General features: G+C 72.7%; 11 protein-coding genes. 3 read left to right on the top strand and 8 right to left on the bottom strand.

All coding sequences use genetic code 11. The annotated features are described in order from the left end of the window. Positions 1-25: 25 nt before the first annotated feature. Entirely contained in the window at positions 26-1,153 is a 1,128-nt protein-coding gene (locus ACFE7W_RS15175; protein WP_375425648.1) for a homoserine O-acetyltransferase, read from the top strand. Between the two features lie 35 nt (positions 1,154-1,188). On the opposite strand, the gene ACFE7W_RS15180 is transcribed toward ACFE7W_RS15175, so the two are convergent. The 5 genes from ACFE7W_RS15180 to ACFE7W_RS15200 all read right to left on the bottom strand — a co-directional run bounded on the left by ACFE7W_RS15180 (position 1,189) and on the right by ACFE7W_RS15200 (position 7,702). Continuing rightward, the gene (locus ACFE7W_RS15180) at positions 1,189-2,919 is read right to left on the bottom strand and encodes a dipeptide ABC transporter ATP-binding protein (RefSeq protein WP_375425649.1); all 1,731 of its coding nucleotides are present in this window, start codon (positions 2,917-2,919) and stop codon (positions 1,189-1,191) included. Further along, positions 2,916-4,586 carry an ABC transporter substrate-binding protein gene (locus tag ACFE7W_RS15185; RefSeq protein WP_375425650.1) on the bottom strand — a complete coding sequence of 557 codons (1,671 nt, stop codon included), beginning with the start codon at positions 4,584-4,586 and terminating at the stop codon, positions 2,916-2,918. Before ACFE7W_RS15185 ends, ACFE7W_RS15180 begins: the two co-directional genes overlap by 4 nt. Positions 4,587-4,680: 94 nt before the next feature. Further along, on the bottom strand, positions 4,681-5,688 hold the full coding sequence (locus ACFE7W_RS15190) for an ABC transporter permease (RefSeq protein ID WP_375425651.1): 1,008 nt from the start codon (positions 5,686-5,688) through the stop codon (positions 4,681-4,683). Beyond that, complete coding sequence (locus ACFE7W_RS15195; protein ID WP_375425652.1) at positions 5,685-6,608, bottom strand: ABC transporter permease; 924 nt, start codon at positions 6,606-6,608, stop codon at positions 5,685-5,687. Before ACFE7W_RS15195 ends, ACFE7W_RS15190 begins: the two co-directional genes overlap by 4 nt. A 242-nt stretch (positions 6,609-6,850) precedes the next feature. Further along, positions 6,851-7,702: an SDR family oxidoreductase gene (locus ACFE7W_RS15200; protein ID WP_375425653.1), complete on the bottom strand. Its 852-nt coding sequence runs from the start codon at positions 7,700-7,702 to the stop codon at positions 6,851-6,853. A gap of 77 nt (positions 7,703-7,779) precedes the next feature. Here ACFE7W_RS15200 and ACFE7W_RS15205 point away from each other — a divergent pair, with 77 nt between their 5' ends. Further along, positions 7,780-8,277, top strand: coding sequence for an Rrf2 family transcriptional regulator (locus tag ACFE7W_RS15205; protein ID WP_375425654.1), 498 nt, complete (start codon positions 7,780-7,782; stop codon positions 8,275-8,277). Here the strand turns inward: ACFE7W_RS15205 and ACFE7W_RS15210 are convergent. The 3 genes from ACFE7W_RS15210 to ACFE7W_RS15220 all read right to left on the bottom strand — a co-directional run bounded on the left by ACFE7W_RS15210 (position 8,264) and on the right by ACFE7W_RS15220 (position 11,267). Then, on the bottom strand, positions 8,264-9,124 hold the full coding sequence (locus ACFE7W_RS15210; RefSeq protein WP_375425655.1) for a sulfurtransferase: 861 nt from the start codon (positions 9,122-9,124) through the stop codon (positions 8,264-8,266). The genes ACFE7W_RS15205 and ACFE7W_RS15210 overlap by 14 nt on opposite strands. 27 nt (positions 9,125-9,151) lie before the next feature. After that, the gene (locus tag ACFE7W_RS15215) at positions 9,152-10,528 is read right to left on the bottom strand and encodes a purine-cytosine permease family protein (RefSeq protein WP_375425656.1); all 1,377 of its coding nucleotides are present in this window, start codon (positions 10,526-10,528) and stop codon (positions 9,152-9,154) included. An 88-nt stretch (positions 10,529-10,616) separates the two neighbouring features. Further along, on the bottom strand, positions 10,617-11,267 hold the full coding sequence (locus ACFE7W_RS15220; RefSeq protein WP_375425657.1) for an FMN-dependent NADH-azoreductase: 651 nt from the start codon (positions 11,265-11,267) through the stop codon (positions 10,617-10,619). Positions 11,268-11,350: 83 nt separating this feature from the next. On the opposite strand from ACFE7W_RS15220, the gene ACFE7W_RS15225 reads away from it, so the two are divergent. After that, on the top strand, positions 11,351-11,713 hold the full coding sequence (locus tag ACFE7W_RS15225; RefSeq protein ID WP_375425658.1) for a winged helix-turn-helix transcriptional regulator: 363 nt from the start codon (positions 11,351-11,353) through the stop codon (positions 11,711-11,713). Positions 11,714-11,823: the final 110 nt, after the last annotated feature.

Raw genomic sequence — 11,823 nt, forward strand, 5'->3', positions numbered from 1 at the left:
CCGCGGCCCACATCCTGAGCCGAGCGTGAGGTACGGCGGCTGGCGGGCCGGCGACCCGGTCGCGGCCCGCCGGTTCGCCGAACTCGGGCACCTGCCCCTGGAGTCCGGGACGGAGCTGCCCGGGCTGACCGTCGCGTACGAGACGGCGGGCACCCCCCGGCTCGAGGCCGGCCGGATCGCCAACGCCGTCCTGGTCGAGCACGCGCTGACCGGCGACGCGCACGTCACCGGTCCGGCCGGACCGGGCCAGCCGACGGCCGGCTGGTGGGACGCGCTGGTCGGGCCGGGTCGGGCGCTCGACACCGACCGCTGGTACGTCGTGTCCAGCAACGTGCTGGGAGGCTGCCAGGGCACGACGGGTCCCTCGTCGCTCATGCCTTTCTCCAGCAGCTCGAGCGGACGGCCGTGGGGCTCACGGTTCCCGGTGGTCACGATCCGCGACCAGGTGGAGGTCGAGCGTCGGCTGGCGGACGCGCTGAAGATCGAACGCTGGGCCGCCGTCGTGGGCGGCTCGATGGGCGGCATGCGGGCCCTGGAGTGGGCGGTGAGCTGGCCCGGACGGGTGGGCGCGGCCCTGGTGCTGGCCACCGGCGCCGCCGTCACCGCCGACCAGATCGGCCTGCAGAGCGCACAGATCCTGGCCGTCACCTCCGACCCTGCCTGGCAGGGCGGTGACTACCTGGCGGCCGGCTCGTTCCCTGCGGTGGGGCTGGGCCTGGCCCGTCGGCTGGCCCACCTGAGCTACCGCAGCGAGCGCGAGCTGGACGAGCGCTTCGGCCGGCAGCGCCAACCGGGTCGCGGGGACCTGTACGCCGTCCAGTCCTACCTCGACCACCAGGCCGGCAAGCTGGTCGGACGCTTCGACGCCGGCAGCTACGTCACTCTCACCGAGGCCATGAACAGCCACGACGTCGGCCGCGGCCGGGGCGGGGTGGCGGCGGCCCTGCGCGGCGTCGGGGTACCGGTGGTGGTGGCCGGCATCGACTCCGACCGTCTCTACCCACTGCGGCTGCAGCAGGAGCTGGCCGAGCTGATCCCCACCTGTCCTTCCCTGGACGTGCTGCCGTCGAGGTTCGGCCACGACGGCTTCCTGCTGGAGGCCGAGGCGGTGGGGGCCCTGGTGCGGCGAACCCTGGCGCTGGATAGTTCGTAAACGAAGGCGGCATGCTCCCCTCCTTCGTTCACGGACTATCGCCTTGAGACCTCCAACGCGTCCCAGGCCTGGCGCCGCTCGGCCTGAGCGACGGGGTCGGGCACGGGGACGGCGGCGAGGAGGCGCCGGGTGTAGGCCTCAGCCGGGTCGGAGAGCACGTCGGCGGTGGGCCCGGACTCCACGAGCCGGCCGTCGTACATCACCGCGACGCGGGAGGTGACGGCACCGACCACGGCGAGGTCGTGGCTGATGAACAGGCAGGCGAAGCCCAGGTCGCGCTGCAGCTCGGCCAGCAGCTCCAGCACGGTGGCCTGAACCGAGACGTCGAGAGCGCTGGTGGGCTCGTCGGCGATCAGCAGGGCCGGGTGGTCCACCAGAGCCCGGGCCAGGGCGACCCGCTGCCGTTGCCCCCCGGACAGCTCGTGTGGCAGCCGGCCGGCGAGGTCGCGGCCGAGCCGGACCCGGTCCAGCAGCTCCTCGACCCGTTCCCGGCGGGCGGTCGGGTCGGAGGTGCCGTGCAGCTGCAGCGGCTCGGCAATGCTGCGACCGACGCTGTGCCGCGGGTTGAGACTGGAGGCCGGGTCCTGGAACACGATGCCGAGGTGCGTACGCGCCTCGCGCAGCACCCGGCGGGACGCGCCGGCCAGGTCGATGCCGGCCAACCGTGCCTGGCCCGAGGTCAGAGGCACCAGTCCGGCCAGCGCCCGGCCGACCGTCGACTTGCCCGAGCCCGACTCCCCCACCAGGCCCAGGAACTCTCCCGGCGCGATGGTGAGCGAGACTCCGTCCACCGCAGGTACCTCGCCGGCCCGGCCGCCGTAGACCACGGACGCGTCGGCGAGCTCAGCCGCCGGCCGGCTCTCGGAACCTGTCCCCGGGGAGGAGAGCTGAGCCCCGCTCCCTGGACCTGCGGAAGGACGGGTGAGGTGGGGCACGGCCTGGAGCAGCGAACGGGTGTAGTCGGCCTCCGGCCTGGCGAAGATGCGGCCTGTCGGCCCGCTCTCCACGATGGCGCCGCCGCGCATCACCGCGACCTCGTCCGCGACGTCGGCGACCACCCCCATGTCGTGGGTGATCAGGAGCACCGCCGTCCCGAGCCGGTCGGTCAGGTCCCGCAGCAGGCTGAGGATCCCGGCCTGGACCGTGACGTCCAGGGCCGTGGTCGGCTCGTCCGCGATGAGGACGGCCGGGTCGTTGCTGATGGCCATCGCGATCATCGCCCGCTGCAGCTGGCCGCCGGACACCTCGTGCGGGTAGGCCCGGGCGATCCGCCGGGGGTCGCGGACGGCGACCAGCTCGAGCAGCTCGAGCACCCGTCGCCGGACCCCGTCACGGCCGAGGTCAGGCTGGTGGATCTCGACCGCCTCGGCGATCTGGTCCCCGATCCGGAAGACCGGGTTGAGCGCGCTCATCGGCTCCTGGAAGATCGCCGCAATCCTCCTGCCCCGGACGCCGGCCAGCTCGGTGGCCGAGGCCCCGATCAGCTCGGTGGCCTGCCCGTCCGGTCCGGTGAGCACGGCCGAGCCGCCGACCCGGGCGTTGCGGGGCAGCAGCGAGAGCAGCGCCATCGCCGTCACGCTCTTGCCCGAGCCGGACTCCCCGACCAGGGCCAGCACCCGTCCCCGCTCGAGGGCGAAGCCGACCCCGTGGACCACCTCGCGCGGCGGCCTGGGACGGCGCGCGCCAGCGGCCGCGAAGGCGACGGTGATCCCCTCGACCGTCAGCACAGGCGCGGCCAGCACGCGCTGCCCAGGCTCGTCGCTCACTGGCTCAGCGTCACCTTCAGGTAGTTCGGGTAGGCCGGGAAGGCTCCGATCTGGAAGTTCTGCACCTTGGACCCGTGCATGAAGGAGTTCTTCGTGTAGGTCAGCGGGATGACCGGCGCGTCGCCCATGATCGTCTTGTCGATCGCCGCCCACTGGGTCGCCGCGTCGGCCTGGTCCACGGTGCCGGTGGCCTTGGCGATGGCCGCGTCGACGCCGGCGTTCTTGTAGCGGGAGATGTTGAAGCCCCCGCCGCCGATCTGACTGGAGTCGAACAGGGGCTGGATGTTGCCGTTCGGGCTCGGGAAGTCCGGCTGCCAGCTGCCGATGTACATGTCGTAGTCGCCGGACCCGGCGGTGACCCGCTCGATGGCGGTGTTCTGGTCCAGCGGCACCAGCGTCACCTTGACGCCGGCCTTCGCGAAGCCCTGCTGGATCGCCTGGCCCTGGGCCAGGGAGACCGAGTCGTTCTGCACGACGAGGTTCAGGCTCAGGTCGGTGGCGTGACCGGCGGCGGCCAGCAGCTGCTTGGCCTTGTCGATGTCACCGGTGGCCGGGGCGGGGTACAGGTCGTAGTCGGCCCGCCCGGGGATGCCCGGGGTGATCAACGTGGTCGCGGCCGCGCCCGAGATGTCCCCGCCCGAGGCGAGCAGGAAGGCCTGCCGGTCGGCGGCGTACTCGAGCGCCTGGCGGACCTTGACGTCCTTGAGCGCGCCGCGCGCGGTGTTGAAGGCCAGGTAGGCCAGCGCACCCGGGTCGGAGGTGACCAGCCGGCTCTTCGCCGTCGGGTTGCCCTGCGCCTGGGCCAGCTGCGCGGGCGGCACGAACTGGGCACCGAACGAGGTCTGCGCCTCGCCGCTGTCGGCGATCAGCGACTGGGCGGCCACCGTGGCGTCCTGGCTCATCGTGAAGGTGATGGTGTCCGGACCGGCCGTCCGGACGGTGTCGGTCGCCGCGCTCCACTTCGGGTTACGGACCAGCTTCAGTGCGACTCCCTGGGAGTAGGACTCGACCTCGTACGGGCCGGAGGCCGCAGGCTTTTCCCCGTAGGTGGCGGGCTTGGTGTCCTTGGCCTTCGGCACCGGAGTGAACGCGGGCATCGAGGCGATCCAGGGCCAGTCGCCGTAGGGGGTGTTGAGCTCGAAGACGATCGTCTTGTCGTCCGGGGTCTTGATCGACGACAGCTCCTTGCCGTCGTAGGGGCCCTTGTAGTTCGCAGCACCGGCCAGCAGCGACTTGTGGTACCCGAGGCCGCCGGACAGCTCGGGCGCGAACGAGCGCTCGATGCCGTACTTGATGTCGCCGCTGGTGATCGGCGTGCCGTCGTCGTAGGTCAGGCCGTCCTTGAGCGTGTAGGTCCAGGTCTTGCCGCCGTTGCTGGACGTGCCGGTGTCGGTGGCCAGGTCAGGCACGTACTTGGCCTCCTGACCGGGCGTGATGTCCCAGGTGGTCAGCCGGCGCTCGACCAGGCCGAGCGAGGTGATGGCCAGGCTCTGGCTCTTCGCCGGGTCGAAGCTGATCTCGGTCTGGGAGGTCAGGATGCTGAGGTCACCGCCCTTGGTCACGGGAGCGCTGGAGCTCCCGGCGGGGGTGCTGGGGTTGGCGTTGCAGCCGGCCAGCAGCAGGGTGCCGGCCGCCAGCAGGGCGCCGACGGTGGTCGCGCGCTTCATCAGAGATAGGTCCTCTCGGGGGTGGTGCGGATCGGTGCGCCCTTGGTCAGGCTCAGGGAGCGGAGTCAGGCTCAGGGCACGGATGGGAACGGGCTCAGCCGGCGCGCGCCTTCACGCGGGGGTCGAGCAGGCCGTAGGTGAGGTCGACGAGGAAGTTCGCGACGACGATCACGAAGGCCGAGAACAGGGTGACGCCGACCAGCACCTGTAGGTCCAGGTTGCCCACGGCGTCGAGCAGCAGGGCGCCCAGGCCCTGCATCGAGAACACCTTCTCGGTGATCACCGCGCCGCCGAGCAGGCCGCCGAGGTCGAGGCCGAAGACGGTGGCCACCGGGATCAGCACGTTGCGCAGGGCGTGGTGGCTGACGGTGCGCCGCTCGCTCAGCCCCTTGGCCCGGGCGGTGCGGATGTAGTCCTCCCCCAGCACCTCGAGCATCTCGCCGCGAGTCAGCCGGGTGTACAGGGCGGCGTTCAGGAAGGCCAGCACCAGCCACGGCAGCACCAGGTGCCAGGCCCAGTCGACGGGGCTCTGGGTGAGCGGCACGTAACCCGCGACCGGGACCATGTTGAGCGTGAAGCCGAACAGCAGGATGCCCAGCAGCCCCACCAGGTACGCGGGGGCGGAGACGCCGGCGACGGCGGCGGTCATCAGCAGCCGGTCGGTGACCGACCCACGCTTCAGCGCGGAGACCACACCGGTCGCCACCCCGATCACCAGCCACAGCACGGCCGCCCCGAGAGCGATCGAGAAGGTCACCGGCAGCCGGGTGAGGATCAGCTCGGTGACCGAGGAGTGCAGCCGGAACGAGTAGCCGAAGCAGGGCGCCGCGCACTGGATGGCGGCCGCGCCCGTGCCGTAGGTCCGGCCCCCGACCAACCCACCGAGGAACGCGCCGAACTGCCGCCACCACGGCTGGTCGTAGCCCATGAAGGCCTCAGCCTGGGCCAGGCGGTCGGGGGTGCACGGTCGGCCGCACGAGAGCTGGGCGGGGTTGGCCGGCAGCAGGTAGAAGATCACGTAGCTGATCAAGGCGATGATCAACAGCACGGCGACCATGCCCAGCAGCCGGCCGGCGAGAAAACGCAGGAAACTCTCGTTCATCGGCGCAGGCTCGCCGACCGGGGGTCGAGCGCGTCGCGCAGCCCGTCGCCGAAGAGGTTGAAGGCCAAGGTGATCAAGAACAGGGCCGCGCCGGGGAAGATCAGGAACATCGGGTCGGTCTGCACCCAGCCGATCGCCTCGCCGATCGAGCGCCCCCAGGCCGGGGTGGGCGGCGGGACGCCGACGCCGAGGAAGGACAGGGCGGCCTCGGCGCCGATCTTGCCGGGGATCGAGATGGTGGCGAAGACGATGATCGTGGCGCTCAGGTTGGGCAGGATCTGCCGGAAGATGATGTGCGCGGCACCCGCCCCGGCGGCGCGGGAGGCGACGACGTAGTTGCGCTCGGCCAACAGCAGCGTCTGGCCGCGGACCACCCGGGCGATCGGCGGCCAGCCGAAGAAGCCGATCACCAGCACGATCAGTGCCGACTTGGGCAGCCAGGCGGGCGCGATGGCCCCGAGAGCGATCATGAAGATCAGCCCCGGGAAGCCGAAGACCACGTCGGTCGCGCGGCTCAGCAGCCGATCGGTCCAGCCGCCCGCGTACCCCGCCACCAGGCCGACCAGCACGCCGATCACCACCGAGACCACCGTCGCGGCGACGCCGACCAGGATCGAGGTACGGGCGCCGTAGACCACGACCGCGAAGAGGTCCCGGCCCGTCAGCGGCTCGACCCCGAACCAGTGGTTCGCGCTGATGCCGCCCAAGCGGCCGGCGGGGGCGCCGCTGCCGGCGAGGGCAGCGACGTCGTAGTCGTACGGGTTGTGGCCGGACACGCGGACCACCAGCGGCGCGAGGGCGGCGGCCAGCACGAAGACGGCGATCAGCACGGCCCCGAGGACGGCTCCGCGGTCGGCTCCGAGCCTCCGGACCACCTGGCGCCCGGCGGAGGGAGTATCGGTCACAGCAGCGGTGGTCATCGCCCTCCTCCTACCCGTGGTGTCGGGCGCCAACCTCGGACGCCGGTTCCCGACCGTAACGGTGGGGATACTCCGCCCATTCCGGTCTCGGGGAGTGGAAGCCGGGAGTGGCGGGCCGGCGGAGGTGCATGGCCTCTACGCCGTGCTCGTCCAGGCAGGCCGTACCGTCCCGAGATCGACGGTGCGCCCCAGCAGGCTGGCCACGCTTCGACGCCTGCTGGAGCGCACAGTCGATGAGCCCGTCAGGCTGCGGGGACGAGGTCGGCGAGAGCCGTTGGCTGGTGTCCCGTCAGGTCGAGGACGGCCGAGCTCACGGTGGCCAGGAACCCGCCCCGGACGCTCGCTCCGAACGAGGTGAGCAGGTCCGCGACCGGCTCCGGCAGGCCGGCGGACCGCAGTCCGGCACGGTAGGCGTCGTCGTCGAGGGCGACGAGCTCGACCTCGCGACCGCTGGTGCGCCGTGCGAGGGCGACCAGGTCGGCCGCGGTCAGCGCCTCGGGCCCGGTGATGTCGTAGGCCCGGCCGTCGTGCCCGTCGGTGGTCAGGACGGCGGCGGCCGCGGCGGCGCAGTCCTCGCGCGTCACGTACGCGGTCGCGCCGTCGCCGGTGTTGGTGACCAGCTGTCCCGAGGCCGCCGCCTGCTCGAGCACGGGCAGCTGCATGTGTGCGTAGAGGTTGTTGCGCAGCATCGTCCAGGTCAGGCCGCTGTCCCGCAGCGCCTGCTCCGTACCGGCGTGGTCCGGAACGACCCCGGCCGGGTTCGCCGCGACCGGCTCGGGCACCGAGGTGTAGACCACGTGCTGCACGCCCGCGGCGGCCGCGGCCGCGATGGCGTCCCGCTGCTGGTCCAGCCGCTCTCCCACCGTGTCGGTCGAGACCAGCAGCAACCGGTCGACACCGGCGAAGGCGCCCGGCAGCGTCGACGCGTCGGAGAAGTCGGCCCGACGCACGTCGGCGCCACGCGCCGCGAGGTCGGCCAGGCTCTCCGGGTGACGGGTGGTGAGGACGACCTGGGCCGGGTCGACCCGCTGGAGGACCAGCTCGGCCGTGGCCCGTCCAAGTGCGCCGGACGCGCCGGTGATCGCGATGGTCATGGGAGTTCCTATCCGTAGTCGATTCAGTTGCGGTTACAACTGTAATCAGAGCGGTTGCGATATGACAAGATGGGGTCGTGCCCAGGACCACCAACACCCAGTTCGCGGTGGCGGTGCACGTGCTCACCTACCTCGCCGGGGCGGGCGCGGACCGCCCGGTGAGCTCCGAGGCGCTGTCGGGCAGCGCCGACGTCAACCCGGTTTACATCCGCCGGATCCTGGGTCCGCTGCGCGAGGCCGGCCTGGTCCGCTCCCGTGCCGGGGCCCATGGCGGCTGGGAGCTGGCGGTCGACCCGCGCCGCGTGACGCTTGCGCAGGTCTGGCGCCTGCTGCAGGGTGACGACCCGGTGCTCGGGCTGCACGGGACCAACCCGGACTGCCCGGTCGGCCGGAGCATCCAGCAGTCGCTGGTGGCCCTGGACCGGGACGTGGCAGCGGCCATCGAGGCCGAGCTCGGCCGCACCACCGTCGCCGACCTGCTCCCCGCCGGGATCGGCGCTCGAGCCGAGCGGGGCAGCGCTCAAGCCGAGCGGAGCAGCGCGAGAGCCGAACCGATCACCCTCAGCCGGGGCTGACCGACTCCTGGCCGTCCAGGCCGGTGGTAGCCACCGGCCGGTCGGGATGGTTCGACCACTGCGACCACGAGCCGGGGTAGACCGCCGGCCGGTAGCCCGCCAGGGTCAGGGCCACCGCGGTGTGGGCCGCGGTGACGCCCGACCCGCAGTAGACGCCTACCTCGCTGCCCGGCGCCAGGCCCAGCTCGGCGAAGCGGGCCTGCAGGGCGGGTACGTCGAGGAAGCGGCCGTCCGCGTCCAGGTTCGCGGCGGTGGGCGCATTGACCGCACCCGGGATGTGGCCCGCCGTCGGGTCCATCGGCTCGACCTCGCCGCGGTAGCGCTCGGGTGCCCGCACGTCCAGCAGCACCCCGTGCTCCGGGTACGCGGCCGCGGCCTCGAGGCCCAGCACGGGCAGGCTGCCGTAGTGCAGCGTGACGTCGCCCGGCTCGGCCGGCTGGTCGCCCTCAGCGAGGGGCAGTCCGGCGGCGCGCCAGGTCGGGAGCATCCCGTCGAGCAGCCGGACGTCGGTCAGACCCGCGTGGGTCAACAGCCACCAGGCCCGGCCCGCGGCCAGTCCGCCGGCGTCGTCGTAGACCACGACCGACCGCCCCTCATGCAGACCCCAGCGCCGGGCCGCGTCCTGCAGCACCGCGACGTCGGGCAGCGGGTGCCGGCCCTCGGTCGGGGCCCTGTGCCCGGACAGCTCCGTCTCGAGGTCGACGAACACCGCGCCCGGGACGTGACCGGTCAGGTAGGCCGGGCGGCCGTCGGGCTGGGCGAGGGTCCAGCGGACGTCGAGCACGAGCGGCGGCGTGGGCGTGTCCAGCAGCTCCGCCAGCTCGGCGGCGGTGACCAGCAGGGACATGGGGAGCGTTCTCCTCGGGGGTCGGGGTCAGCCGGCAGCGCGGATGGTCCGACGGGTGGCGAGGTTGACGACCACGGTGACCAGCCCGGCGGACAGGAACGAGAGCAGCGAGGCGCTCATCCAGCTCTGCGGCACGAAGCCGATGGCCGCGGCGACGCCCTCCCACGCGCTCGCCCACCAGCTCACCTGGCCGGGGTAGATCAGCTGGTAGACCACGAAGCCGACCGCCCAGGGCAGCAGCATCAGCGGCCGGGGACGCGCGGACTCACTGAGGTTCCACCTCCGCCGGCCGCCCAGCAGGAAGTAGTCGACCACCAGCACCGCGAACATCGGCACGAACAGCGACCCGATCAGGGAGAGGAAGCTGGCGTAGCCGTAGATGTCCAGGTTCAGGGCCAGGACGGTGACCACGACGCCGATCGCCACCGCGATCGCCCGACGGTCCCACCGCGGCCGCAGGTTCTGCAGCGAGACGGTGGTGGAGTAGACGCTGGTGAAGGACTGGTCGAGCTCGCGCAGCACCAGGACGCCGAAGGCGAGCGCGCCGAGCGGGACGGCCAGGAACGAGGAGAAGACGCGCTCCGGGTCGCCGGCCACGGTGAGCAGAGCCAGCAGCCCCAGCGCGTAGCAGGCAACCTGGCTGAGGCTGAAGCCGACCAGCGGCGCGACCGCGGCGGCCCGGGCGCTGCGCGAGTGCCGGGTGTAGTCGGCCGCGACCGGCACCCAGGAGACGGCCACGGCGAGCGTGGTGTCCACGCCGATGCTGAACCCGGACCAGCCGCCTCCGGAGACGGCGGGGAGGGGCTGCCGCAGGAGCTGCACGAAGAGGTAACCCAGCGCCACCACCATCGCGACGGTGACGTAGCGACGCAGCACCCGGACGGTGGTCAACGGCCACAGGGCCAGCCCGGTGGTCAGCAGACCGATCACCACCACGAAGACCCATTCCGGGACCGCGGGCACCAGCTGGCCGGCCGCGGTGGCGATGGTCACCACCTCGAACGTGCTCCAGCCCAGCATCTGGACGGTGTTGAGCACGGTGGGCACGTAGGAGAGCCGGGCGCCGAAGAGCCCGCGCAGCAGCATCATGCCGGGGGCGCCGGTCCGGGCGCCCGCCACCGCGGCCAGGGCGATCGCCCCGGCCCCCAGCACGGTCCCGACGACGGTGGCCGTGAGCGCAGCGAGCAGGGACAGGCCGGGCGCGTCCGGGCCGTTGGGGTGCAGCAGGACGACGGCGCCGCCGAAGCCCAGCAGGCTCACCCCGAGGTTGCCCCACAGGCCGAGCTGGTCGAGGAGCCCGAGGGCCCGGGGCGCCGGCTCGGCGAGGGTGCGAGGCACCTCGACGTGCGGGTCCAGGGTCGCGGCTTCCCCGCGGAGGAGGTCGCGGTCGGTCAACGAGGACATCTGGTCACCGACGACAACTCACACTCCTCAGAACGCACACCCTGGCCCCCGGACCCTAACAAGGGAGTCCGGGGGCCGGGGGTGGTTCTCAGACGGTGACCAGGTCGGCCAGCGAGCGGCCGTGCTCGCGGGCCTCCCCCTCGGCCCGGCGGCGCAGGTCGGCGGCCAGGTCCTTGAACTGGTCCAGCGCCGGGTTGACCCCGACGAGGGTGAACTCGCTCTCGACCACCGAGAGGTTGAGCTGCCAGACGTCGGCGAGGATGCGCCGCATCCAGCCGGTCGCGTGGTCCCATCCCTCGCGCGGCGTCCCGGCGGCGTAGCTGCCACCACGGACGGTGACAAGGACGGCCGGCTTGCCGGCGGTGGCGGGGGTGGCGCCGGCGGCCATCCGCGGGTCGGTGATCACGAGGTCGGCCCAGGTCTTGAAGTGCTGGGAGACGCCGAAGTTGTAGAGCGGCACGGCGAACAGCAGGGCGTCGGCCTCGACCAGCTGGTCGACGGCCTCGGCCGCGAGGGCGGCGGCGGCGCGCTGGTCGGCGGAACGCTGGTCCTCGGGTACGTAGGCGGCGCCGACGGCCGTGGCCCACGCGGTGGCGGGGACGGGGTCGGTGCCGAGGTGGCGGCGGACGACCTCGGCCTGCGGGTGGCCGGCCTGCCACTCCTGCTCGACGATGTCGGCGATCTCGCGGCTGTGGGATCCGTCGACGCGGATGCTGGCGTCCAGGCGGAACAAGGACATGGTGAACTCCGATGCGGGTAGGAAGCGGACTGCTAGGGAAAGACTAGCAGCACGCCGGAAGCGAGTGCGAGTACGATCGACCCATGACGGAGCTGGTCGAGGCGGTGCACCCGTGCGCGGCTGCCCAGACGGCCGCCTGCGGCGAGGGCATCCGGCGGGCGTTCGACTTCCTGGGCAAGCGCTGGAACGGCGTCATCCTCGGCACGCTCAGCACCGGCCCGCTGGGCTTCGCGGACCTCCGCCGCGGTGTGGGCAGCATCACCGACTCCGTGCTCTCCGACCGGTTGAACGAGCTGGTCCAGGCCGGTCTGGTCGAGCGGACCGTCACCGACACCCGCCCCCCGGGCGTCAGCTACCGGCTCTCCCCCGGTGGCCGCGAGCTGCTCCCCGTGCTCGAGGAGCTCGGCGCCTGGGCCGCCCGTCACCTGCCGGCCGCGGGCTGCTGAGGTCAGAGAAGCGCAACCCCTTCCGGGCCTTCGACGAGCTCGGGCCGCTACCTGGTCGGCCGCGCGTCCCGAGCCTGTCGAGGGCCTCGAAGAGGTCGCGCGTCCCCGTG

Origin of the sequence: uncultured Friedmanniella sp. (assembly GCF_964244285.1) — a bacterium.
GTDB lineage: Bacteria > Actinomycetota > Actinomycetes > Propionibacteriales > Propionibacteriaceae > Microlunatus.